The following is a 24,932-nucleotide window of genomic DNA, read 5'->3' as shown; positions in this document are numbered from 1 at the left end:
GGCCGCGCAGGGGAATATTCGTGTTTTCCACGCAAGCGACTTGCCGCGTTGCAGCGTGAAAGCTATGGTTCCGCCAACCAAGAGAAACGGGGGCACCAATGGAAATTTGTCGATCAATCCCGAAAATCCGCGCGTATGTGGCTTCTCTGCGCGCGGAGGGAAAAACCGTCGGTCTCGTTCCCACCATGGGCGCGCTGCACGCAGGACATATCGCCCTCGTCAAGGCTGCGGCCCGCCACGCGGACAACGTGATTGCAACAATTTTCGTCAATCCAACCCAATTCGGCGACGCGGCTGATCTGGCGAAATATCCCCGCACCGAAAATGCCGATCTCGCACTTCTCAAGGCGGCGGGCGTCGCGGCAGTGTTCATGCCGGAGGTTGACGATATTTACCCCGATGGGGCGGAAACCATCGTCGAGACCACTGTACTTGCCAATATGCTACACGGCCTTGTGCGTCCGGGGCATTATCGCGGTGTCGCCACCGTCGTCACCAAGCTTTTCAACATCGTCGGCACCGATATTGCCGCCTTTGGCGAGAAGGATTACCAACAGCTCCAAGTCATCCGCAAAATGGTGCGCGACCTGCACCTGCCGATCAAAATCCTGCCCGTCCCCACAATCCGCGAGGCAGACGGTCTCGCCATGTCATCGCGCAACACCCGCCTAACGCCTGCCGACCGCGCCGCCGCCGTCATTCTGTCCCAAGCGCTTGATGTGGCCGAAAAAGCGGTGCAGTCTGGAACCACGGTTACGGACCTCGCCAAGAGCATCCGTGCCACAATCGCAACCCAGCCGCGAGGCACGCTTGAGGGGCTCGATATCGTCGATGATGAAACTCTTGCCCCAATTAGCGGGCCCATCACAGATCCAACCGCCATCATGATTTCCGTCCAATTTGGTGACATTCTCCTTATTGATCAACGTGTTGCAACCCCGAGGTAGCCATGTCTAAACAAGTCAAGACCCGTCGTACAACTGTCCCCCAAATCGCCGCGCGCAAAGGCGGCGACCCGATTGTCTCCCTCACATCCTACCACGCCCACACGGCGGCCATCGTCGACAAACACGCCGATTTCATCCTTGTTGGCGACAGTTTGGGGATGGTGATGCACGGAATGGAAAGTACGGTCGGCGTGCCGCTTGACCTGATGATTATGCACGGTCGCGCCGTAGTAAAAGGCACGCAGAAAGCGCTTGTGGTGGTTGATATGCCTTTTGGCTCCTATGAGGAAAGCCCAAGCGTGGCCTTCCGAAATGCTGCCAAAATTATGAAAGAAACACAGTGCGGCGCGGTCAAACTAGAGGGCGGCGCGCGTATGGCCGAAACCATCCGTTTCCTGACCGAACGCGGCATTCCCGTGATGGCCCACATCGGCCTCACTCCCCAATCCAGCCACGTCATGGGCGGCTTTAAAACCCAAGGCCGCGATGAGGACACATGGGCCGCCCACGAGGCCGACGCCCAAGCCGTTTCCGACGCGGGCGCCTTCGCGGTTGTGCTTGAGGGGATGGTCGAGCCTTTGGCGGCCAAAATTACCAAGCAAATCCCCATTCCCACCATCGGAATTGGCGCGTCTGCAGAGTGTGATGGGCAAATCCTTGTGCTCGAAGATATGCTCGGCCTCTCGCCTTGGACCCCGAAATTTGTCAAGGTTTACGGCAACTTGGGCGAAATGATCGAAAAAGCGGTTGAGGAATATGCCACCGATGTCAAATCCCGTGCCTTCCCAAGTGAGGATGAAATCTATCGTTAATATGTGGGAAGCCTAGGCAGATAATCCGGAGGCTGGAACAGGTAAGACAGCGTTGATTTTCCAGCCTTCGCTGTCTGGCACCAATTCGTAGTCCAGCACAAAACTTTCGCCCGATTTGGACTTCACGAGCACCTTCTGCCAAACGGATCGGCCTTCGGGCCGGTTATCAAGGAACGTCACATCCTCGGGGTCCACAACCATGGAAAACCCGCGCGCAACCATCATGCCAAACACTTCTGGACTGCCAAAATAACGCTGAATATCGTCCGATGCAAACTCGAATGCAGCCGTCAGGTCGCCGTCGCGAAACGCTTCCATCTGCCCCAAAACGGTGCGTTCCAAGGCACCATAAGCGCGCGCCTGATCTCCGACTTGGCCCTGCGCCACAAGAGGGTTCATAACAGCGACAATCGCCAATATCTTTAGAAAACGCATAATTTCACCTGTAAAGACACATCTCAAGGATGCGCCTTCACAGGCCTCGCGCCAAGTCACGATTTCGTTACGTGGCGAGTTTCCCCGCCAAACCGTCCTCAATCAGCGTGATGCTTTCGTCCACACCATACAGGGCGATAAAGCCCCCAAACCGTGGCCCTTGGCTCGCGCCCAGCAACACTTCGTAAAGCGCTTTGAACCAGTCACGCAATTGTTCAAACCCGTGCTCTTTGCCCACCGAAAACACCAAAGTCTGAAGCGCATCCGCATCCGCGCCGCCCTCCCAGGTCTTCAACCGCGCCGCAAGATCCGCGAACGCCGCAATCTCGGCGCCCTCGGCCAAACGATAGGTCTTGGCTGGTTTCACAAAGTCGTTGTAATACCGCACCGCAAATCCGGCAGCAGCATCCATCGCAGGGTTGCTCTCGGGCGTTGCATCTGGCGCATAGCGCTGAATAAACCCCCACATTTGCGCCTTATCTTCGGCCGCCGAAACCGACGCCAAATTAAGCAACATCGCAAACGGAACCAACATATCTGACGCTGGAACTTTATGCCCATGCATGTGGTAAACGGGGTTCGACAGGCGCGCTTTTTCGTCCTGATCGCCATAGGCCCGCAACTGCTGGTGGTATTCGTCTACTGCCTTCGGGATCACATCGAAATGCAACCGCTTGGCCGTTTTTGGCTTCTGGAACATGAAATATTGCAACGATTCCGGCGCCGCATATTTCAGCCACTCTTCCATCGACAGACCATTGCCTTTAGACTTGGAAATCTTCTGGCCCAACTCGTCATTAAACAACTCATAGGTCAAACATTCGGGCGGCTGCGCCCCCATCGCGCGGCAAATTTTCGTCGCCTGCGTCACCGAATCGATCAAATCTTTGCCCGACATCTCGTAATCAACGCCAAGGGCCGCCCAACGCATCGCCCAATCAGGCTTCCATTGCATCTTCACATTGCCGCCAGTTACCGCCAATTCAATGCGCTCGCCGGTTGGCTCATCATAGGTCACAGTGCCCTTCTCGGCGTTCACTTCCACCATCGGAACTTGTAAAACATGCCCCGTCAACGGCGAGATCGGCAAGAACGGCGAATAGGTCGCCTGACGGTCAGCACCAAGGGTTGGCAACATGATCGCCATGATTTTGTCATAGACCCGGCAGGCCTGCAGCAACGCCTCATCAAAACGCCCCGAAGTGTAATACTCGGTCGAGCTGGCAAACTCATACTCAAACCCGAAGCTATCAAGGAAATCACACAAACGCGCGTTATTATGCTGGGCAAAACCGGCATGCGTGCCAAACGGATCACGCACTTTTGTCAGCGGCAAATTCAGGTCTTGCTTCAATTCTTCCTGCATCGGAACATTGGTCGGCACCTTGCGAAAGCCGTCCATATCGTCCGAGAAACACAAAAGTTTCGTGGGAATATCGCTGATTTGTTCAAACGCGCGGCGCACCATTGTTGTGCGCGCAACCTCGCCAAAGGTCCCGATATGCGGCAATCCCGACGGGCCATAGCCAGTTTGGAACAAAACATATCCCTTCTCGGGCGGCTGCTTGGAATAGCGTTTCAAAACCCGACGCGCTTCTTCAAAGGGCCAGGCTTTCGAACTCATCGCAGTTTCGCGCAGATCAGACATTTCAACACTCGTCTCGTTAATATGAGGCCCAATGCCTCATCCACCCTGTCTCCTATTGCGCCCCACCTGCCGCGTCAATATTCTACACACGAAAACACGTAGATCGGAGATCTCACATGACAGACTTTACCCACTCTTGGAGTCATCAGGACGCCCTTGTCGCAATGATGATTGCTGTTTCTGCAAGCGATGAAAACATCCGCACATCCGAACTTGTAACCATCCAACGGATTGTGAATCACCTGCCCGTTTTTGCGGATTTTGACCAAGACCGTATGGCGGGCATTTCTAAAACCGTGCTTGACCTTTTTACCGAGGAAGACGGCCTCGACGCGCTGTTTGGTTTGATCCGCGAAAGCTTGGACGAAAAACTGTTTGAAACCGCCTATGCGCTCGCTTGCGATGTTGCCGCCTCGGACGGAAAACTCACCGATCAAGAACTGCGCATTCTAGAAGAAATGCGCTACGAGCTTGATCTTGATCGCCTGCATGCTGCCGCCATTGAGCGCGGAAGCCGCGCGCGCCACACCACGCTTTAATTGGCGTAGGTTCGCGCCCAACCCTGCAGTAATTCCTGTTGCATTTTACGGGAGTTCTGCGCCCATGCGCGGCCTCCAGCGGGCCGTTCACGTTCGCTTTTGCCGATCTGGGTCCGCTTTTTAAGGTCTGCTGTGAAAATCGCAAAGGCTAAAACCCGTCCATTAGGCAGGGTGATATATCCTGCTAAAGCACTGACAAAATTGAGGGTTCCGGTTTTGGCGCGCACTGTCGCTGGGGCATTGTTGAGTTTTTTCCCGTCGGGTCCTTTAAGAACGATGTCTTTCATTAATCCGTGCAATGCGCCATTGGGTTTGGCCGCAACAAGGGCCGAGACCATCTCGTTCGCGGGCACTCTTGAATCACCGCTCAAGCCTGAGTGGTCGACAAATTTCGCCGTGTTCATCCCCAGCGCAGGCCCCGCCCAGCTTGACATTTTGGCGCCCGAGGTCGCAAGGTTGCGCGGAGAAATGCCCCGCCCACGGGTCGCCGAAAGGCCGATGACCTCCGCTGTGATGTTGGTCGAATATTTCAACATATCGCGTACAATCAACTGCAATTTCTCGCTTTGCACCTGCGCGATCACGGACCCTTTTGGCAGGGTCGCGGTCGCACGTTCTTTGCCCAATTTGATACCTTGCGAACGCGCCATTGTGCTAAAAACATCCGCCGCATACAGCTCGGGTTTGCGCACCGGAAGCCAACGGCTCCCCCCGTCCCCCAGCGCGCCACTCGCCACCGTCCATTGCTCACTGTCTTTACCGTCCGCATAGGTATAAATCGGCGTCGCGCGTTTTTTGACCACCATTTTGGCCATATGAACCTCGGGACGGTATTTGTCGCTACGGGCGTCCATCGCGACGGAATAGCCCGAATTGGCCCGTTTCCACTCAAAATGCACGCGGTTAAAATTCAGGTTCAGCCCCGAAACCGCGGGGTTATACCCAAGGTGATCGGGCTGTTCTTTATCAATCGAGCGCACGTAGGGCAGGACCGCCGAATGCACGAGAAAATCCCCTGTCACCTCTCGCACCCCTGCGTTTTTCAACCCCTGCGCTAGCACCGCCAAGGCATCCGTGTTCAAGGTCGGGTCGCCACCCCCCAAAAGCACCAAATCACCGTTCAAAATGCCGTTGGAAATCGGTCCCGTGGCCACCAATCGTGTGCTAAATTCATACCCCAAACCCAGCGCCTGCAGCGCATAAAGCGCCGTGATCGCCTTCGCCACCGACGCAGGCGGCATCGCCAAACCTGCGTTACGGCTTTCTAAAATCTCGCCCGTCGTCGCATCCGCCACCACAAATCCGACGTCGCCGCTAAAACCCGCGCCCGCAACAATCCGCTCAGTCGGGTTAGCGACGGATTTCGCGAAATTTTTGGGTTTTACAGGTGGAAATAGCGACGTTTCCGGCGCGCCGGCCTGTGCAAGGACCGCGCTGCCGCTCATCAATCCGGCGAGGATAAATCGTCTTGAAAAATGCTGACTCATAAAATCATATAACCCTCAGATTGGCGGCGAAACAAGCGCTTGAATACAGTAATCGCCAATGGCGCGCTAGCGTTTCCAACCACCGTTGGCGCGCAGTTGCGTCGACGAAATATCCACCATCGGCAAATTCACAAAACACCACGCAGGAGGCTGCGCCTTCGCAAGCAACATCCGCTCGCTTTCCGGCAAACGCGCGGTGCGAAACCGTCGCGCAGTCGGGCTGCACAGGGCCCGCAACCGATCTCTCGGACGCGCCAAAACCCCCACGCGTACGTTTTTCATGATCCAGTCCCATTGCCCCCAAAGGTGGAATTCCGCGAGGTTATCCGCCCCCATAAGCCATGTAAAATCCACCTTAGGATATTCCGCGAACAACACCTTGAGCGTCGCCGCGGTATAGCGAGTGCCCGCTTGGGCCTCAAAATCCGTCACCTTAATCCGTGGGTGCGTAATCATCGCATTTGCCGCCGCCATCCGCCGTGCAATCGGGGCGGGTCCGGTGGATTTTAATGGATTTCCCGGCGACACCAGCCACCAAACTTCATCCAGCCCAAACCGCTTTAATGCCGCGCGTGAAATATGCACATGCCCCGCGTGGGGCGGATCAAACGACCCTCCCAGCAATCCGATTTTTGCACCAGCGCGCGCAGAGGGAATGTCATACCGCATAGGGGTCTCTACCCTTAAACCACCGAAACTCAAACAAAAAACGGCCGCAAGCTGCCTTGCGACCGATGTGAACACATCTCAAATAGCGCCTAATCGGTCGATGACGACTTGGCCCAAAGGTTGATATTGGCTTCGCCCGAAAGACGGTCGATTTCCACCAATTCCGCATCGGTAAAGTCGAGATTTTCAACCGCCCCGACGCAATCAATCACTTGGCTCGGCTTGCTCGCGCCGATGAGCGCCGTCGTGATGCCGCCCCCGCGCAGAACCCATGCAATCGCCATTTGCGCCAGCGTTTGCCCACGACCTTCGGCCATTTCATTGAGCGATTTGATGCTCGCAAAAGTGTTTTCATTCAAGTGACTTGGCAAAAGAGATTTGCCCTGTGTCGCGCGACTGCCTTCTGGAATACCGCCAATATATTTCTTGGTTAACATCCCCTGCGCCAGCGGCGTAAACGCGATCGATCCGACGCCCAATTCCTGCAACGTGTCCTTCAAACCATCGGTCTCAACCCAACGGTTGAACATATTGTACGACGGTTGGTGGATCACACAGGGCGTACCCAGATCGTTCAAAATTGCCACGGCTTCGCGGGTTTTTTCCGAGTTATACGACGAAATCCCTGCATAAAGCGCGCGCCCCGACCGCACGATGTAATCCAATGCGCCCATAGTTTCTTCGAGCGGTGTTTCGGGATCAAAACGGTGTGAATAGAAGATATCGACGTAATCAAGTCCCATCCGTTTGAGGCTCTGATCACAGGACGACACCAGATATTTGCGGCTGCCGAATTCGCCGTAAGGGCCGGGCCACATCAGATACCCCGCCTTGCTCGAAATGATCATCTCGTCGCGATAACCGGCGAAATCTTCGCGCATAATTTCGCCAAAGGCGGTCTCTGCGGAGCCGGGAGGGGGGCCGTAATTATTCGCCAAATCAAAGTGGGTGATGCCATTGTCAAACGCCGTTTGCAGGATGGCGCGCTTGGTCTCATGCGGCGTGTCGCCGCCAAAATTGTGCCACAGGCCAAGCGACAGCGCTGGCAGCTTTAGTCCGGATTTTCCACAGCGGCGGTATTGCATTTTTTCATAGCGGTTTTCGGCGGGGGTATATCCCATGGAAATATCCTTTATTTGAGTAGCCTTAGGAGGGAAGCGCCCCCCTAAGGCATGATTTATTACAGACTGGCGTTACAGGTTTTCGCCGCTTCGATGGCTTTTAACGTGCCGTCGAGATTGATCGTAAAGGCAAATTCCGACTCTGGAAACACAGTCATTTCATACTGCTGCATGAGGTCTGTCACGAATTTTGGATCGTCCGAAAGGATGTATCCGCCCGAATATCCGTCGGTGATATTGCCGCGCATCCCTGTGCTTTCGCCAAGGTAAATATTGTCACCAATCAAGATGCCAATCTCACTTGTTTCGCCCGCTACGATGTTGGTTTCTTGTGTGGTAAAAACGCCGAGGTACCCAACTGCGCGGTCCTCAGTTAGGCCCATTTGGACCACATTTCCGTCTGAATCCGCTTTTTCAATAAAGCAGGAGAGTTTTTCGATATCTTCAAAGATATTCCACCCCTCGACCGTTTCATAAAAGGCGAATTCATCCGCGGCATAAGCTTGCGTCGCAGTTAATGTCACTGCCGCGGCCATTGCGAGATTTTTCAATGAGATCATTTTATATTCCTTTTTAAGAATGCACCCCAAAACAATGTTGGGTCAGAGGAATTCGTAGTGGGTATCGGTGGATGAAGTCTAGAGCCAAAAGGGAATGCTCGCCAGTTAGTCGGGCAAATAGTGGCGCTGTACACCGCTCCTCCGACATAAAAATGGCCCCACATACAGAAGGGCCACCATTTTCTAAAACGCGCGGGCTCTAGAAGCTCGCCATGCACTTACGTGCGGCTTCCATGCCCCTCATCGTCCCATCCAGATTGATCTCTAGCGCGTAAGATCTTCCCGAAAAAACAGACATAACATATTGTTGTGCAATATCTTCTGCGAGTTGTTCGTTGTCATACAAGAAATAGCGCCCCATGTAACCGTTGCTTAATTTCCCACGAACGCTTTTGGATTTACTTTTATAAGAATGATCGCCAACGACGATTTGAATCTCTTGAATTTCGCCGTCTTTAAGGCCAATTTCTGTTTGGGTGAACACCCCGACATAGTCAAATAAATTGTCAGTCGTCCGCCCCATTTGCACAACGTTATTCAAGTCGTCCTTGCGTTCCATAAAGCAGTTTTTGGCGTCGTTATCCTTCCAAATATTCCATCCCCCAACGGAGACAATTCCCTCAAAACGGTCTTGTGCAAAAGCTCCAGTTGCGCCCACCGACGCGACTGCAACTACCGATAAAAATTTAGATACGGTTTTAAATACTGACATAATAATTTCCCTGAATACGCGCTCAACTGCAACGATAAAACTCCACGACACGACCTTACGCGCCCTCTGACGCCTGATCAAACTGATTCCTTCCAAGCCCTTCAAATCCTTTGCCCCCTTGCCCTCATCGCCCACAAACTATACGAAAAGCCAACCCACCTTTACCTCGGAGAACCCTCATGGCCGCTTATCAATATGTCTACTTCATGGACGGAGTCTCCAAAACCTACCCCGGTGGTAAAAAGTGTTTTGAAAACATCCGCCTAAACTTCCTTCCCGGCGTGAAAATCGGTGTCGTTGGCTCCAACGGTTCGGGTAAATCGACCCTCATGCGCATCATGGCGGGCATGGACAAGGATTTCGTTGGCGAAGCATGGCTCGCAGAAGGCGCCCGCGTCGGCTATCTCCCCCAAGAACCAACTCTCGACGAAACCCTCGACGTGCGCGGCAACGTGATGCTCGGTGTCGCCGATAAAAAAGCCATCCTTGATCGCTACAACGAACTCGCGATGAACTACTCCGAGGAAACCGCCGAAGAAATGGCCACCCTTCAGGATGAAATCGACAGCCAAAACCTCTGGGATCTCGACGCTCAAATCGACGTCTCCATGGAAGCCCTGCGCTGCCCCCCCGATGACGCCGATGTCTCCACCCTCTCCGGTGGTGAAAAACGCCGCGTCGCCCTGTGCAAACTCCTCCTCGAAGCCCCCGATATGCTGCTTCTCGATGAGCCAACCAACCACCTCGACGCCGAAACAATCGCATGGCTCCAACAACACCTGATCGACTACAAAGGCACCATCCTTTGCGTCACCCACGACCGTTATTTCCTCGACGACATCACGGGCTGGATTCTAGAACTCGACCGCGGCGCAGGCATCCCCTACGAGGGCAACTACTCCGCTTGGCTTGAGCAAAAAGCCAAACGTCTTGAGAAAGAAGCCAAAGAAGACAAATCCAAACAACAAACCCTCGAGCGCGAACTCGAATGGATGCGTCAATCGCCAAAAGCCCGCCAAGCCAAATCCAAAGCGCGGATCAACTCCTACAACGATCTCGCCAACCAATCCGAGCGTGAAAAAGTCGGCAAAGCCCAAATCATCATCCCCAACGGCCCCCGCCTTGGCACCAAAGTGATCGAAGTCGAAGGCCTCAAAAAGGCCATGGGCGACAAACTCCTCGTCGAAGACCTCACCTTCGCCCTGCCCCCCGGTGGCATCGTCGGCGTGATCGGCCCCAACGGCGCGGGTAAAACCACCCTGTTCCGCATGTTCACCGGCCAAGAAAAACCGGACGAGGGCACCGTCGAATTCGGCGATACCGTCAAACTCTCCTACGTCGACCAAAACCGCGACGACCTTGATCCAAACGCCACCGTGTTTGAGGCCATCGGCGACGGCGGCGAAATCATCAAACTCGGCGACGCCGAAGTCAACGCCCGCGCCTACTGCTCCTCCTTCAACTTCAAAGGCGGCGATCAACAGAAAAAACTCGGCATGTTGTCGGGCGGCGAACGCAACCGCGTCCACATGGCGCGCCTCCTAAAAGAAGGCGGCAACGTCCTCCTCCTCGACGAACCTACCAACGACCTCGACGTCGAAACCCTCCGCGCCCTTGAGGACGCCCTCGTCGATTTCGCAGGCTGCGCCGTCGTCATCTCCCACGACCGCTTCTTCCTCGACCGCATCTGTACGCATATTCTAGCATTCGAAGGCGACGCCCACGTCGAATGGTTCGAAGGCAACTTTGAGGATTATGAGGAAGACAAAAAACGTCGTCTCGGCGCGAATGCTTTGGAGCCTACACGGATGAAGCATAAAAAATTCGTACGTTGATTTTGCAAAGCAAAAGTAACGGGGGCGCGGCAGCGGGTTTGGCAACAAACCTGCCTGCGCACTCCGCTGGAGTTTCAAAATAGCCGCGTTGCAATCCGCTACAGGCTATACCTACCCCTCCATCCGAATGACATTTCGCCAATCCAGATCGAACTCGCTCATGAGAGCGCTATACCCCTTGCTTGCACGCAAAGCCTCGTATGTTTTTTGGATAGAATCCATAGACGGATACCCCACTGCCAACAAACGACGCCCGGCTGCCGGACCTGTTAAAATGGTGCAATAGCGCATGATCATAGCTCCGTTTTTCTCAAAGTGCGGAACTTCAGCGCTCATTGCCTTTAGTTTCAAATCCTTGCATCCCCACCGAGTCACCACTCCGTAGGCAGGAACCTCCATAGAGGTTTTGGACAATCCAAGGTCCTCTATTTTCAGTATATTGCGGAGCGTAACCGAGACATTTCCGTCTGCCACAAGCTCTTTATAGGCTGCCGATTTTGCATAAACATTAAAGGCTCCATCAATACCGTTCAGCTCTTCGTAACTCTGAAACAAGATCAATTGCCCAGTTTGCTCGCCCGTCGCGAGAACTCCGAACCGTGTGGTCAGCGCTCCGGCATCGCTCTTTAATTCACTACAGAGTTTGGACAGAAGTTTAAGGGCTTGCCCCACAAAGGGCTGCTTACAGGCAGCAACAGTAACCATCATATATCTTGGAGTAGTCATACTATTCTCCTAATAATTGTTGTTTACAAAAAAACTGCCCTTAAGAAATGCCGTTGCCTACCTCGATAATTGTCGCCCCTACTCTTTGAAACCTGCGGAAAGGTTGAGGAGACTATAGCACAATTCCATTCAGTTTTCTCGTTCTTAAACTAAGACCCGCACAGTCGAGCTTTCATACTGCTTGAATCGAACAGATCCTCAAACCGCCCGTCCCTCCTCATCCCGATCTTCCCGCGCCTCGATCACCTTGCTCAACCGCAACTCCGCAAACAGCGCCAGCACATCATTCATCACCTTCTGATACCCCGCCCCATACGCGCGGTAGTATTTCAGCACAGGCTCCTCCAGCAAAAGCGTCACCCGCGCATTGCGTGGCGTGAAGCCAAACGCCTCTGAAATCTCCTCCCAATCCTCTGGAATAAATTCCGTCCGCAGCTCCGCCGCCCGCACCGCCGTACTCACCCGCGCCAGCGTATTCTTCGCCATCCGCACATGCCGATGCTGTTCCTTCGTCGCCCGTCGATCCGACGCAGGCTCAATCCTATCCCGAGTATTCTTGTTGTGCGGCGTGACCATCGCGGCCTCCATTCTGTGTAAAATATGGCCCCATCTTCCCACCAAATCGTTAACGCCCGCGCAAACCTGCGGCCGCACATCCCGCCCCTATGGAAATCATATGCAAAACATATGCGAATAACGCCCCGCCTTTTGCCGTTGCCACACCGCGTTAAGACAGCGCCCAAAAATCATGCAACACGCCCCTTTTTGCCCGATTTTCGCCCACAACCCCGCAATCCCCCGCGCCCATATCTCGCCCTATCTGTCCCTCCGCACGCGCCGCGTCTACACCATGATATGGCCCAAAAATTGCGCATAACCATCCTAGAATCCGATCCCGAGCGTGCCCGCATGATCGTCGACGGACTCTGCGACGCGGGCGATTTCACCATCACCGTCCTAGGCAACGAAACCTCACTAAATCAACGCCTTAGCGAGCTAGACCCCCACGTCGTCCTCGTCGATATCGCCAATCCCAGCCGCGATACCCTCGAAAGTCTCTCCCTCGCCTCTGGGGCCAATAAACGCCCCGTCGCCATGTTCGTAGACCGCTCCGACCCCGAGCTAACCAAAGCCGCAATCGACGCGGGACTCTCGGCCTATGTCGTTGACGGACTTACAAAAAATCGCATCAAACCCATCCTCGACGCGGCCATCGCCCGCTTCAATATGGTCTCGCAAATCCGCAATGAACGCGACGCCGCCAAGGCCGCGCTGGCCGAACGCAAAACCATCGACCGCGCCAAGGGTCTCCTGATCGCCGCCAAGGGCATTTCCGAAGAAGAAGCCTACGCCCTCCTGCGCAAAACCGCGATGAACCAAGGCCGCAAAACCGCCGACATCGCCCACGCCCTCGTCACCGCCAGCGAGCTGCTAAAATGACCCCTCTCACCTGCGCCTTCGTCCCCCTCGTAGACTCCGCCCCCCTCATCGTCGCCCACGAGCTCGGCTTCGCCCGCGCCAACGCTCTCAAGCTCAATCTGGTGAAACATCCGAGCTGGTCCTCCCTGCGCGACGGCCTCGCCCTCGGCCAAGTTGATGCGGCGCAAATGCTCTCGCCTACGCCCATCGCCACCTCGCTAAATCTTGGGAATCTCCCAGTAAAAATTGATGTTTTGATGGTGCTTTCGGTCAATGGCAATAACATCGGCGTTGCACCAAAACTGGCGCAGAAGATGCGCGGCAACGGCTGGAGTGGGGCCTTCCAAGCCCCGCGCGAGACGGGCCTTCACCTGATCAAATCCGCGGGCGAAGCCCTGCGGGTGGGCATCCCTTTTCCCTTCGCTATGCACGTCGAACTGCTACACCACTGGCTCAGCGCCCTCGGCCTCCCAGAGCGTGCCCTCGACATCAAAGTCGTCCCTCCACCCCGCATGCCCGACGCCATCGCCAATGATGAAATCGATGCCTTTTGTGTTGGAGAACCTTGGGGGTCCCTCGCCGTCGAACAAGGTGTTGCCGAACTCATCCTTCCCGGCTCTGCCATTTGGAATTTCGCCCCCGAAAAAGTCCTCGCAACCCGCCACGACTGGACACAAAACCACCCCGAAGAAACCAAATCCCTGATGCGCGCTACCTATCAAGCCGCCTGCTGGCTCGAAGACCCGTCCAACCGTATGGTCGCCGCCGACCTCCTCGCACGCGCAGAATACCTCGACCTCCCCGAACACCTGATTGACCGCGCATTGACAGGGCAAATTGCCCCGACGCGCAACGCTCAACCCCAATACGTTCCACAGTTCCAACAGTTCCACGGAACCGCCGCAAATTTCCCGTGGCGCAGCCAAGCCGCATGGATCGCGACGCGATTAGCTAAGCGGTACAGTCTTGACCCCGTTCATGCTCGTTCGGTTGCACGCAACTGTTTTCGCACAGATTTATACCGCCACAACCTTGAAGGCCTGGGGGTGGACATGCCCGCAGCCTCTGAAAAACTGGAGGGCTCCCTTGCTGCTCCAACGCTCGTTGCCTCAACCCGTGGAGAGATGATTCTGGGGCCAGATGCATTCTTTGATGGCGAAATTTTCGACCTCAACGCCTAATTGCGCCCATTTATTATGCAGTCGCAGAATTTGACGGAAAATTCGGCCACAAAGCCTCGCCGCACCGCAGCAACCCTCGTACAAATAGACCAACGCTGAGCAACGCCGCTTAGTCAATACCGTCCAGCGATGGACGACATGAGCAAAGCCGCTCGATTCTTCTGACATGTCCTCCCGTGTCTCTTGAATCGTGCGGCTTTTTTCGTTCTTGCCCCTTCCTCTAACATTATCGGGGGCGCAATACAGAAGGAATTATTCGATGAAATATGCACTTAGCATGGCCGTGGCGACGAGCTTTGCCCTCGCGGCTCCCTCATGGGCTGAAATGCTGGACCTCGAAAAAGATGAGCTTACAATCGGCTTCATCAAACTCACGGACATGGCTCCGTTGGCAGTGGCCTACGAACTTGGATATTTTGAGGACGAAGGCCTCTATGTCACATTGGAACCGCAAGCCAACTGGAAAGTGCTTCTAGACCGTGTGATCGACGGCCAACTCGACGGCGCGCACATGCTTGCAGGGCAACCTATCGCGGCGACTATTGGCTATGGCACAGAGGCCCACATCATCACCCCCTTCTCGATGGATTTGAACGGCAACGGCATCACGGTTTCCAATGCCATTTGGGAAAAGATGCTGCCACACGTTCCAATGGACGACGCGGGCAAACCCGTTCACCCAATTTCTGCCGCCTCGTTGAAACCTGTTGTTACCGAGTTCGCCGACAAGGGCGAGCCTTTCAAAATGGGCATGGTTTTTCCTGTTTCTACTCATAACTATGAGTTGCGCTACTGGCTGGCTGCGGGTGGGATTGAGCCGGGATATTACTCACCCGACGACGTTTCCGGCCAAATCGCGGCTGATGTTCTACTCTCCGTCACCCCCCCGCCACAGATGCCCGCGACCCTCGAAGCGGGTACAATCCATGGATATTGCGTGGGCGAGCCATGGAACCAAGCGGCGGTCTTTAAAGGCATCGGCGTCCCTGTTGTGACCGATTATGAAATCTGGAAAAACAACCCAGAGAAAGTCTTCGGCATCACAGCAGAATTCGCAGAAGAAAACCCAAACACAACACTTGCCGTCACCAAAGCCCTCATCCGCGCTGCGATGTGGCTGGATGCAAACGACAATGCCAACCGTCCAGCAGCGGTGGAAATCCTGTCGCGCTCTGACTATGTTGGTGCGGATTACGACGTGATCGCGGCCTCGATGACCGGCACATTTGAATACGAAAAAGGCGACGTGCGCGACGTGCCTGATTTCAATGTTTTCTTCCGGTATTTCGCGACGTATCCCTATTATTCCGACGCGGTTTGGTACCTGACCCAAATGCGCCGTTGGGGCCAAATACCTGAAGGCAAATCCGATGCTTGGTACGATGAAACAGCAAAAAGCATTTATAAACCAGAGATTTACCTCGCCGCAGCAAAGCTCCTGATTGAAGAAGATCTCGCAGCTGAAACTGACTTCCCATGGGACACTGATGGCTACCGCGTCGAGACACCCGAAGGCGATATCATCGACGGCGTTGTCTATGACGGGCGCACCCCCAACGCCTATATCGACAGCCTGATCATCGGCCTCAAAGGCGAGCAAACCGTTCAGCGCAGCGGCATCACCAATTAAAAACACGTCCCCCAGCGCCCCACGGGGGGCTGGGCCTCTTTCCTGTAAACTATACGCCAGATTGGAGACGGTCAGATGACGACAGTCGATCCCGAATTCGCCGCAAACCTCGAAAAAGAAGCCAAACGCGCGCGCCTTTTCACACGTATCAACAAAGCCGATGCATGGTTCTCTGTGTTGGGCCTCGCGTGGATGACCCCCATTCTGAAAGCCTTCGCTGGCGATAATCCACGAGCGCAGATGAAACAAATATGGTTGCTCTTGGGCGTACCATTGTTGTCGATCGTGTTGTTTTTGGCGGCTTGGGGCGCCCTCGCGCCAAAAGTGCAAACCTCCCTTGGCGCCGTCCCCGGTCCCGTGCAGGTTTGGGAGCAAGCCAAAGTACTCAACGCCGACGCCATTCGCGAAGCCCAAAAAGAGAAGCAATTCTATGAGCGCCTAACGGTACGCAACGACAAACTCATCGCCGAAGGCAAAGCGGACCAAGTCAAAACCCGCGCCTATACGGGCAAACCAACGTATTACGACCAAATATGGACCTCCATTCAAACCGTCTTCTTTGGCTTTCTCATTGCCTCGGCGATTGCAATCCCCCTCGGAATTGCTGCGGGTCTCTCGCCGATCGTGAACGCGGCGATCAACCCCCTCATCCAGATTTTCAAGCCCGTCTCTCCCCTCGCATGGCTGCCAATCGTGACGATCATCATTTCGGCCACGTATGCCACCAACGACGGCCTGTTCTCAAAATCTTTTCTCACCTCCGCGATCACGGTAACGCTGTGCTCGCTCTGGCCCACCCTTATCAATACAAGCCTCGGGGTCGCGAGCATCGACAAAGACCTGATCTCGGTGAGCAAAGTCCTTAAGCTCTCGACCTTCACCAAAATCACCAAACTCGTCCTCCCCTCGGCCCTACCTCTGATTTTCACCGGATTGCGCTTGTCCCTCGGTGTGGGCTGGATGGTTTTAATCGCGGCGGAAATGCTGGCCCAGAACCCCGGCTTAGGGAAATTCGTCTGGGATGAATTCCAGAACGGCTCCTCGAACTCCCTCGCGAAGATCATGGTTGCGGTTCTGACCATCGGCATCATCGGCTTCTTGCTTGATCGTCTGATGTTCACAATTCAATCGCTCTTTACCTTCTCAGAGAACCGGTGATCGACATGGCAGTTGTAGAATTCAAAAATGTTTCCAAAGGCTTCGGTGTCGGCACCGCCCATGTCGACGTGTTGCGCGATCTGAGCCTTAAAGTGGAGGAAGGCGAATTCCTTGCCATCCTCGGATTTTCCGGCACAGGGAAATCCACGCTGATGAACTTGGTCGCGGGCCTCACAACTCCTGACAAAGGCGAGGTTCTCTTTCGCGGCGCACCGATCACAGGTCCCGGCCCAGAACGTGGCCTCGTGTTCCAAAGCTATTCTTTGATGCCGTGGTTGACGGTATCTGGAAATGTTGCCCTCGCGGTGGACTCGGTTTTCAAAAGCAAAAGCAAAGCCGAACGCGCCGTAATCGTCGCCAAATACATAGAAATGGTGGGGCTCTCCCACGCCGGAGATCGCCGCCCCGCAGAGCTTTCAGGCGGTATGCGCCAGCGGGTTTCGGTGGCCCGTGCGCTGGCGATGAACCCAGAAGTGTTGCTATTGGACGAGCCATTGTCAGCACTTGATGCCCTCACCCGCGCCAATCTCGCGGATGAAATCCTCGACATTTGGAACGCCGACAAAAAGACCGTGATCCTGATCACCAATGACGTGGACGAGGCGATCATCATGGCCGACCGCATCATCGCCCTCAACCCCGATGGATCGCTGTCAGAGCCCTTCAAGGTTAATATCCCGCGCCCCCGCGACCGTATTGAGATGAACGACGATGTTGTGTTCAAAACACTACGGGCGACAATCACCAAACACCTCATGGATGTGGGCATCACTGGCCGCGTTGAAGGCACCCGCACCCTGCCCGACGTCACCCCCATTCACGGGGTGCCAGCAGCCGTTGCCAAAGCCCAAGAGGGTCTAATCGGCGAACGTTTCCTCGATTTCTCTCAGCTGCACAAAATCTATCCCACCCCCAAAGGCCCCCTCACCGTGGTTGAGGACTTTGACCTCAAAGTTAACCGTGGCGAATTTATCTCGCTCATCGGGCACTCTGGCTGCGGTAAATCCACTGTTCTGACCATGGCTGCAGGCCTCAATGATATCTCAAAAGGCGGTATTCGTCTGGATGGCCGCCACGTTCAAGGCGCTGATCCCGAACGCGCCGTGGTGTTTCAGTCGCCCAACCTGTTCCCGTGGCTGACCGCCAAAGAGAACGTCTCGATTGGGGTTGATAAAGTCTATCCCAAGGCCTCAATGGCGGAGCGCCAAGACGTCGTGGAATACTACCTTGAGCGCGTCGGTTTGGCGGATTCCATGGACAAAATGGCGACCTCCATGTCCAACGGCATGAAGCAACGCGTCGGCATCGCCCGCGCCTTTGCCTTGTCGCCCAAACTGCTTCTTCTGGACGAGCCCTTTGGCATGCTCGACAGCCTCACCCGCTGGGAATTGCAGGAAGTTTTGATGGAAGTCTGGTCGCGCACAAAGGTAACCGCTGTTTGCGTCACCCACGATGTCGACGAGGCGATTTTGCTGGCGGATCGCGTGGTCATGATGACCAACGGCCCCCAAGCGACCATCGGAAAAATCGTCAATGTAGATCTGCCACGGCCGCGCACCCGCAAGGCCCTGCTAGCCCATCCCGATTATTATCGTTACCGCGCCGAGGTTCTTGATTTCCTTGAGGAATACGAACACGGCAAGAACCCAAAGAAAGCGAAAGAGGAGGCTGCATGATGGCCCAGAAACTCGTTATTATTGGCGCTGGAATGGCGTCAGGACGGGCCTTGGAAGAGTTGATCAAACTCGACCCTGGCGCCTACGATGTCACGCTTTTCAACGCGGAGGCGCGCGGCAATTATGATCGCATCATGTTGTCGCCCGTTCTCTCTGGGGACAAGGCCTTTGAAGACATCATCATCCACACGTCCGACTGGTATGCCGAAAATGGCGTGACGTGCCGTTTTGGTGAAAAAGTCGCGAAAGTGGATCGAGAACGCAAGGTTGTTATTGCGGAAAACGGCGACGAAGTTCCTTATGACAAGCTGATTTTTGGCACCGGTTCAAACCCTTTCATCATCCCGCTTCCCGGGCATAATCTGGAAGGCGTAATCGCCTATCGCGACCTTGAAGACACCAATAAAATGATCGAACTTGGCGCCAAAAAAGACGCCAAAGCCGTGGTGATTGGTGGCGGTTTACTGGGTCTTGAAGCAGCGGCGGGTTTGGCCCTGCGCGGCGTCGACGTCACGGTTGTTCACATCATGGGCCACTTGATGGAACGGCAACTTGATGAGGCCGCAGGATACCTGTTGCGCAAAGCCTTAATCGACAAGGGCATCACTGTGCTCTGCTCTGCCAACTCAAAGGAAATCATTGGCGAAAACGGCCACGTAAAGGCGTTGGTGTTGGATGATGGCACCGAGCTACCCTGTGATTTACTGGTTATGGCCGTGGGCATTCGCCCCAACGTTGCCCTCGCCAGCGAGGCCGGCTTGATGGTGGGCAAAGGCATCCATGTGGACGATCAAATGATCACGTCGGACGCCGATATTTTTGCCGTTGGCGAATGTGTGGAGCATGACGGCGCGATCTTTGGCCTCGTCGCACCGCTTTATGACCAAGCCAAAGTTTTGGCACGCACATTGGTCAATCAGGACGCGAAATTCGTACAGCGCGAGATTTCCACCAAGCTTAAAGTAACAGGCTGTGACCTGTTTTCGGCAGGCGACTTTGCCGAAGCCAGCGACCGCGAAGACATCGTTTTCCGCGACCCGTCGCGCGGCGTTTACAAACGGTTGGTGCTCAAGGAAAACGCCGTGATCGGCGCGGTGATGTACGGCGACACGGCCGACAGCAACTGGTTCTTTGGCCTGATCAAATCGAGGGAGGACATCAGCGAGATGCGAGACACGCTGATCTTTGGCCCTGCCTTTCAAGGGGGTGCCCCCTTGGACCCTATGGCGGCCGTTGCAGCCTTACCAGATGACGCTGAAATCTGTGGTTGTAACGGCATTTCCAAAGGCGAGATTATCGCCGTAATTAACGCAGGCTCCAACTCATTGGACCTTGTAAAGGTGACGTCCAAAGCGGGATCATCCTGTGGCTCCTGTGTGGGTCTTGTGAGCCAAGTCTTGGGCCTCACCCTTGGCGACGCGTTCCAAATGCCCGAGAAGGAAACGATCTGTAAATGTTCAGACCTCTCGCATGACGATGTGCGCAAATTGATCATCGCCAAGGAGCTAAAATCCATCCCTGCCGCGATGCAGGAGTTGGATTGGAAGACGTCCTGTGGTTGTCACGTGTGCCGCCCCGCGCTCAACTATTACATGGTTTGCGCATGGCCCGGCGAAGAAGTGGATGACTCGCGCTCGCGCTTTATCAACGAACGTGTGCACGCCAACATTCAAAAAGACGGAACCTATTCCGTCGTGCCTCGCATGTTGGGCGGCATCACCACACCCAATGAATTGCGCGCAATTGCTGACGCCGCTGACAAGTACAACGTGCCAACGGTGAAAGTCACAGGCGGGCAACGGATCGACTTACTGGGCATCAAAAAAGAAGATTTGCCCGCCATTTGGTATGATTTGGGCGAGGCGGGCATGATCTCTGGCCAAGCTTATGCCAAAGGATTGCGCACGGTGAAAACTTGCGTCGGAACCGACCATTGCCGCTTTGGTACGCAAGATTCCACGGGCCTTGGCATCAAAATCGAAAAGGAGATGTGGGGCGCATGGTCGCCGCATAAATTCAAGCTCGCGGTGTCTGGCTGTCCGCGCAATTGTGCGGAAAGCACCTGCAAAGACCTCGGGATAATCTGCGTCGATAGCGGCTATCAAATCTTGGTAGGGGGGGCCGCAGGCCTTGACCTTCGCCAAACGGAATTGCTGATGGTGGCCAAAACCGAGGAGGAAGCCATCGACGTTGCCTGCGCGTTTTACCAACTCTATCGCGAAGGCGCGCAATACCTGCACCGCCCCTATAAATGGATCGACAAAGTCGGCCTTGATTGGGTCAAAGAACAGGTTGTGGACGACTTGGAAAACCGCGGAGCGTTGGCCGCCCGCTTCCGCTACTCCCAGCAGTTTTATCAGATAGATCCATGGGCAGAACGTGCGAAAAAAGGCGTTGATGCGCATGAGTTTAAACCCCTCGCAGATTTCACAAAGGTAGCCGCAGAATGACACAGTTTATCGACATCGGAGCCACAACTGACATCCCCGTTCGCGGTGCACGGATCGTGCGGACTCTGCGAGGCGACATTGCGCTTTTTCACACAGCATCGGGCGCAATCTATGCTGTAGACGAGTATCTCGAGGGCAAAGCGGGCCCCCTCTCCAACGGCATCCAGCACGACGAAAAAGTGACCGATCCCATGCGAAATTGGATCTTTGATTTGGCCACGGGCGAAGCCCAAGGCGCGGATGAAGGATGCGTCGGCACCTATGAAGTCAAGGTCGAGAAGGGGCGCGTCCTCCTTGCGGCTTCTGCAGTCTTGGCACAGGTGGCGGTTGAATGAAGGCCGTTAAAACAACTTGTCCCTATTGCGGGGTTGGCTGCGGGGTTTTGGCCTTCGCTGACGGCACAATTAAAGGCGACCCCGACCACCCTGCGAATTTCGGGCACCTGTGTTCCAAGGGATCGGCGCTCGGCGAAACCCTCGATTTCGAGGGTCGTCTTCTCGCACCGCAGATCGGCAAACGGGACGCAAGTTGGAACGAAGCACTCGATCTGGTTGCAAGCAAATTTCGCGACGCAATCGACGAACACGGCCCCGATTCCGTGGCGTTTTACGTTTCAGGGCAATTGCTGACCGAAGATTACTACGTCGCCAACAAGTTGATGAAGGGCTATATTGGAAGCGCCAACATCGACACCAATTCGCGCCTGTGCATGGCGAGTTCGGTGGCGGGCCACAAGCGTGCATTCGGCACCGATACCGTGCCCGGAAATTATGAAGACCTCGATCAAGCCGACCTTGTTGTTCTGGTGGGAAGTAACCTCGCGTGGTGCCACCCAATCCTGTTTCAGCGCCTTGTTGCAGCCAAAGCCGAACGCCCTAACATGCGCGTCGTCAACATAGACCCAAGGCGCACAGCCACCAGTGATCTGGCCGACCTCCACCTTGCGATTAGACCCGATGGTGATGCCGCCCTCTTTAACGCGCTTTTGACCGAAATTGAGGCCCGAGGTGCCGTCAATACCCCTTATGTCGCTGCACATGTTACAGGCTTTGACGCGACCCTAACTGAGGCCCGCGTTGGCAACCCTAAAGATTGCGGTTTGACCCATGCGGAAATCGCAGAATTCATCGATCTTTGGATCGGAACTGAAAAAACCGTCACCATTTATTCGCAAGGCGTTAACCAATCCGCCGTCGGGACAGATAAGGTTAATGCCATTCTCAATTGCCACCTTGCAACAGGCCGAATTGGCCGTGCCGGAATGGGCCCCTTCAGCGTCACTGGCCAACCAAACGCTATGGGGGGACGGGAAGTAGGGGGGCTTGCGAATATGCTCGCGAACCACCTTGATTTGGAAAACCCCGCCCACCGAGACGCCGTGCAAACCGCATGGAACGCGCCGGTAATGGCCGACCATGCGGGTCTCAAAGCGGTCGACTTATTTCAGGCTTGCGCGGACGGTAAAATCAAGGCGCTCTGGGTGATTTCGACCAACCCCGCGGTGTCGATGCCAAATTCGGCATTTGTCTCGCAAGCTATTGAAAATGTAGACTTTACCGTTGTGTCAGATATTATGGAACATACCGACACGGGGGCGCTTGCTGATGTTTTACTTCCCGCCACAGGCTGGGGCGAGAAATCAGGGACTGTTACGAATTCCGAACGCCGCATAAGCCGCCAAAGGCCGTTTATTCCTGGCCCAAAAGAAGCCCGCCCAGACTGGCGCATCCTCTGTGATGTGGCCAAACGCATGGGCTATACTGAGGGGTTCAATTTCACCAGTCCCGCGCAAATTTTCGACGAATACGCCAAGCTTTCAACCGCCACTGAACCGTTCGGCAAAGACTTTAACATTTCCGGCCTCGCGGGCCTAAGCGAAGCAGATTACGACACACTTGCCCCCTTGCAATGGCCCATAAAAACAGGGCAAATCCCACAGGAACGGTTTTTCGCCAATGGCGGTTTCTATCACACTGACGGCAAGGCAAAAATGATCCCGATTACGCCGCCACAACCCGCTATTTCTGCGCATAGTTTCCGGCTAAATTCCGGCCGTATCCGCGACCAATGGCACACGATGACCCGAACCGGAAAAACGGCGCGTTTGGGTCAACATATTTCCGAACCCTTCGCCGAAATCCACCCGCTTGATGCCGAAAAAATCGGTGTATCCGATGCGACCCTTTTGCGTATTTCTGGTCAAAACGGCAGTGCAATTTTGCGGGTCATGATTTCGGAACGCGCCCAGATCGGCAGCCTGTTTGCGCCGATGCATTGGACCGCCAGCTTCTCGAAAACTGGGCGCATTAATGATGCTGGCGACTCGCAAGTTGATCCAGTTTCGGGCCAACCTGCGCTCAAGGGTGCACAAGTGACCGCGCAAGCGTTTGAAGCTGGATGGTATGCCTTTGCCGCGACCGACCATGAAATTCAATCCAACCGCCCCTATGTTGCAAAAATGCGCAGCGATACGGGATGGCGTGCTGAAATCGCTGGCGTAAAACCACCCACGTGTTGGGAGCAGGAAGCACGCGAAACGCTTGCGCTCCCGATGGGCGACGCTATGGTTTTTGAGGATATCAATCGTGGCACTGTCCGCGTCGCAATTGTCGAGAACGGCATCCTTCGAGGCGCCTTTTTTGCCGCCAAGTCGCCGGTTGCGGTGGCGGTGGCGCGCGGATTTGTTATTTCTCTTATCGGGTCAAGGGATGCGACCCATGTTTTGGCCGGTGTTCCCGGCGCAGACCAGCTAGATCCGGGTGCGACGGTTTGTGCCTGTATGAACGTCGGGATAAATACCCTTCGCGCCGCGATCGATGCAGGATCAATGACTGTCGAGGCCCTTGGAAATTGCACGGGCGCGGGAACAAACTGCGGCTCTTGCAAGCCAGAACTTCAAGCTTTACTAAGGGATGTACCCTTATTGAAAGTAGCCGCTGAATGACAAAACTTGCCCCCTATGTCCGAATACTTGGGCGGGGGCCGGGACGTTCCCGCTCTCTTACTCAAGAGGAAGCCTTTGAAGCGTTTTCCCTCGTTCTAAGCGGGGATTGCGCGCCTGAGTCCGTCGGGGCCCTGTTAATGCTCATGCGGTTTCGAGGCGAGAACAGCGCCGAAATCGCAGGCTGTGTTCAAGCCCTAAGAGCACGCATTTCAGGCTGGGAAACGGTGCCTGTCTCTCTGGATTGGCCGACCTATGCGGCGGGCCGCACACGCGGATTACCTTACTTCCTACTGGCGGCAAAACTGGTAGCTCAAAGCGGCGAAACTGTGCTTTTGCATGGCTGGAATTCACATCAAAACCCGTTGGCCTCAGTGCGCGAACAACTCGCCCCACTGGGCATTGCCTCCGTCACAACCCCGCAACAAACCCGCGATGCTCTGCAACACAATGGCGTGGCCTACGCCCCCCTTGAAGACCTCTCGCCTGAAGCCTTTAGAGTCCTGAAGTTGCGGGATGTTTTTGGACTTCGCTCGGCTGTGAATACCACTTTGCGGGTCTTTAATCCAACGGAGGCATTGGCTTCTGTTCAGGGAGTTTTCCATCCATCCTACCGCGAATTGCAAGCCGATGCAGGCGCGCTTTTGGGGCTCCCCTCTCTCTCGGTTATCAAAGGCGGCGGCGGCGAGTTCGAGCGCCATCCGTCCAAGGATGTTCAAGCCTTCGGATTGCGCGAAACAGTCGCATGGGAGGGGATCGCCCCTTCCCTCATGCAGGAAACCCGCAAGCTGGCAGAAGACGCGCCAGAGCCAGAAAACCTCGCGGCTTTCTGGCGCGGCGATATCACCGATCCTTTTGCCGAAGCCATCGTTACGGGTACAACGGGGCTCGCCTTGCTAACGCTTGGAAAAGCCGCGACAATCCAACAAGCGGACGAACGCGCACGGCAACTTTGGGCCGCACGCACACCGTCCATGTAGGAGAAA

The 24,932-nt window shown here is 55.1% G+C and carries 22 protein-coding genes; 13 read left to right on the top strand and 9 right to left on the bottom strand.

Annotated elements, in window-relative coordinates; all coding sequences use genetic code 11:
• The first annotated feature begins 98 nt into the window (after positions 1-98).
• Together panC and panB are read left to right on the top strand one after the other, a co-directional pair.
• Complete coding sequence (gene panC, locus AB9F29_RS00780) at positions 99-947, top strand: pantoate--beta-alanine ligase (RefSeq protein WP_369754268.1); 849 nt, start codon at positions 99-101, stop codon at positions 945-947.
• A 2-nt stretch (positions 948-949) separates the two neighbouring features.
• A complete protein-coding gene (panB, locus tag AB9F29_RS00775) occupies positions 950-1,759 on the top strand; it encodes a 3-methyl-2-oxobutanoate hydroxymethyltransferase (protein WP_039004440.1) in 810 nt (269 codons plus the stop codon).
• Positions 1,760-1,771: 12 nt separating this feature from the next.
• Here the strand turns inward: panB and AB9F29_RS00770 are convergent, their stop codons facing one another.
• Both AB9F29_RS00770 and AB9F29_RS00765 read right to left on the bottom strand, forming a co-directional pair.
• Entirely contained in the window at positions 1,772-2,194 is a 423-nt protein-coding gene (locus tag AB9F29_RS00770) for a DUF4864 domain-containing protein (protein ID WP_369754267.1), read from the bottom strand.
• A 67-nt stretch (positions 2,195-2,261) separates the two neighbouring features.
• Positions 2,262-3,842 (bottom strand): lysine--tRNA ligase, encoded by a 1,581-nt coding sequence (locus AB9F29_RS00765; protein ID WP_369754266.1) that lies wholly within the window; start codon positions 3,840-3,842, stop codon positions 2,262-2,264.
• Positions 3,843-3,958: 116 nt separating this feature from the next.
• On the opposite strand from AB9F29_RS00765, the gene AB9F29_RS00760 reads away from it, so the two are divergent.
• Positions 3,959-4,381: a tellurite resistance TerB family protein gene (locus tag AB9F29_RS00760; protein ID WP_369754265.1), complete on the top strand. Its 423-nt coding sequence runs from the start codon at positions 3,959-3,961 to the stop codon at positions 4,379-4,381.
• On the opposite strand, the gene dacB is transcribed toward AB9F29_RS00760, so the two are convergent.
• From dacB to AB9F29_RS00735, 5 genes are all read right to left on the bottom strand, one after another.
• On the bottom strand, positions 4,378-5,868 hold the full coding sequence (gene dacB, locus AB9F29_RS00755; protein ID WP_369754264.1) for a D-alanyl-D-alanine carboxypeptidase/D-alanyl-D-alanine-endopeptidase: 1,491 nt from the start codon (positions 5,866-5,868) through the stop codon (positions 4,378-4,380). The two genes, AB9F29_RS00760 and dacB, sit on opposite strands and share 4 nt — an antisense overlap.
• A gap of 66 nt (positions 5,869-5,934) precedes the next feature.
• Positions 5,935-6,537, bottom strand: a complete 603-nt coding sequence (locus tag AB9F29_RS00750) for a nicotinate-nucleotide adenylyltransferase (RefSeq protein ID WP_335585629.1) — start codon at positions 6,535-6,537, stop codon at positions 5,935-5,937.
• Positions 6,538-6,626: 89 nt separating this feature from the next.
• Positions 6,627-7,658, bottom strand: a complete 1,032-nt coding sequence (gene mgrA, locus AB9F29_RS00745) for an L-glyceraldehyde 3-phosphate reductase (RefSeq protein WP_335585631.1) — start codon at positions 7,656-7,658, stop codon at positions 6,627-6,629.
• 59 nt (positions 7,659-7,717) lie between these two features.
• Positions 7,718-8,218: a hypothetical protein gene (locus tag AB9F29_RS00740; protein WP_369754263.1), complete on the bottom strand. Its 501-nt coding sequence runs from the start codon at positions 8,216-8,218 to the stop codon at positions 7,718-7,720.
• Between the two features lie 199 nt (positions 8,219-8,417).
• Positions 8,418-8,930, bottom strand: a complete 513-nt coding sequence (locus AB9F29_RS00735) for a hypothetical protein (RefSeq protein ID WP_369754262.1) — start codon at positions 8,928-8,930, stop codon at positions 8,418-8,420.
• A 179-nt stretch (positions 8,931-9,109) separates the two neighbouring features.
• On the opposite strand from AB9F29_RS00735, the gene ettA reads away from it, so the two are divergent.
• Complete coding sequence (ettA, locus tag AB9F29_RS00730) at positions 9,110-10,765, top strand: energy-dependent translational throttle protein EttA (protein WP_369754261.1); 1,656 nt, start codon at positions 9,110-9,112, stop codon at positions 10,763-10,765.
• Positions 10,766-10,876: 111 nt separating this feature from the next.
• Here the strand turns inward: ettA and AB9F29_RS00725 are convergent, their stop codons facing one another.
• Positions 10,877-11,491 carry a hypothetical protein gene (locus AB9F29_RS00725; RefSeq protein WP_369754260.1) on the bottom strand — a complete coding sequence of 205 codons (615 nt, stop codon included), beginning with the start codon at positions 11,489-11,491 and terminating at the stop codon, positions 10,877-10,879.
• Between the two features lie 198 nt (positions 11,492-11,689).
• Positions 11,690-12,145: a BrnA antitoxin family protein gene (locus AB9F29_RS00720; RefSeq protein ID WP_369754259.1), complete on the bottom strand. Its 456-nt coding sequence runs from the start codon at positions 12,143-12,145 to the stop codon at positions 11,690-11,692.
• A 201-nt stretch (positions 12,146-12,346) separates the two neighbouring features.
• Between AB9F29_RS00720 and AB9F29_RS00715 the strand changes: the two genes are divergently transcribed.
• The 9 genes from AB9F29_RS00715 (at position 12,347) to AB9F29_RS00675 (ending at position 24,926) form a co-directional block, all read left to right on the top strand.
• Entirely contained in the window at positions 12,347-12,931 is a 585-nt protein-coding gene (locus AB9F29_RS00715) for an ANTAR domain-containing response regulator (RefSeq protein WP_369754258.1), read from the top strand.
• Positions 12,928-14,091 carry an ABC transporter substrate-binding protein gene (locus tag AB9F29_RS00710; RefSeq protein ID WP_369754257.1) on the top strand — a complete coding sequence of 388 codons (1,164 nt, stop codon included), beginning with the start codon at positions 12,928-12,930 and terminating at the stop codon, positions 14,089-14,091. The genes AB9F29_RS00715 and AB9F29_RS00710 overlap by 4 nt, the downstream gene beginning before the upstream one ends.
• A gap of 277 nt (positions 14,092-14,368) precedes the next feature.
• Complete coding sequence (locus AB9F29_RS00705) at positions 14,369-15,721, top strand: CmpA/NrtA family ABC transporter substrate-binding protein (RefSeq protein ID WP_369754414.1); 1,353 nt, start codon at positions 14,369-14,371, stop codon at positions 15,719-15,721.
• Positions 15,722-15,796: 75 nt separating this feature from the next.
• The gene (locus tag AB9F29_RS00700; RefSeq protein ID WP_369754256.1) at positions 15,797-16,879 is read left to right on the top strand and encodes an ABC transporter permease; all 1,083 of its coding nucleotides are present in this window, start codon (positions 15,797-15,799) and stop codon (positions 16,877-16,879) included.
• 5 nt (positions 16,880-16,884) lie between these two features.
• Positions 16,885-18,555, top strand: a complete 1,671-nt coding sequence (locus tag AB9F29_RS00695; protein ID WP_369754255.1) for an ABC transporter ATP-binding protein — start codon at positions 16,885-16,887, stop codon at positions 18,553-18,555.
• Positions 18,555-21,005 carry a nitrite reductase large subunit NirB gene (nirB, locus tag AB9F29_RS00690; RefSeq protein WP_369754413.1) on the top strand — a complete coding sequence of 817 codons (2,451 nt, stop codon included), beginning with the start codon at positions 18,555-18,557 and terminating at the stop codon, positions 21,003-21,005. Before AB9F29_RS00695 ends, nirB begins: the two co-directional genes overlap by 1 nt.
• A complete protein-coding gene (locus AB9F29_RS00685) occupies positions 21,002-21,340 on the top strand; it encodes a nitrite reductase (NAD(P)H) small subunit (RefSeq protein ID WP_369754254.1) in 339 nt (112 codons plus the stop codon). Before nirB ends, AB9F29_RS00685 begins: the two co-directional genes overlap by 4 nt.
• Positions 21,337-23,949 carry a molybdopterin-dependent oxidoreductase gene (locus AB9F29_RS00680; RefSeq protein WP_369754253.1) on the top strand — a complete coding sequence of 871 codons (2,613 nt, stop codon included), beginning with the start codon at positions 21,337-21,339 and terminating at the stop codon, positions 23,947-23,949. Before AB9F29_RS00685 ends, AB9F29_RS00680 begins: the two co-directional genes overlap by 4 nt.
• A complete protein-coding gene (locus AB9F29_RS00675; RefSeq protein WP_369754252.1) occupies positions 23,946-24,926 on the top strand; it encodes a glycosyl transferase family protein in 981 nt (326 codons plus the stop codon). The genes AB9F29_RS00680 and AB9F29_RS00675 overlap by 4 nt, the downstream gene beginning before the upstream one ends.
• The last annotated feature ends 6 nt before the right edge of the window (positions 24,927-24,932 follow it).

Source organism: Falsihalocynthiibacter sp. S25ZX9, assembly GCF_041205405.1.
Lineage (GTDB): Bacteria > Pseudomonadota > Alphaproteobacteria > Rhodobacterales > Rhodobacteraceae > Falsihalocynthiibacter > Falsihalocynthiibacter arcticus.
The sequence above is the reverse complement of the archived record's forward strand: the minus strand, read 5'-3'. Positions and strand labels throughout refer to the sequence as shown.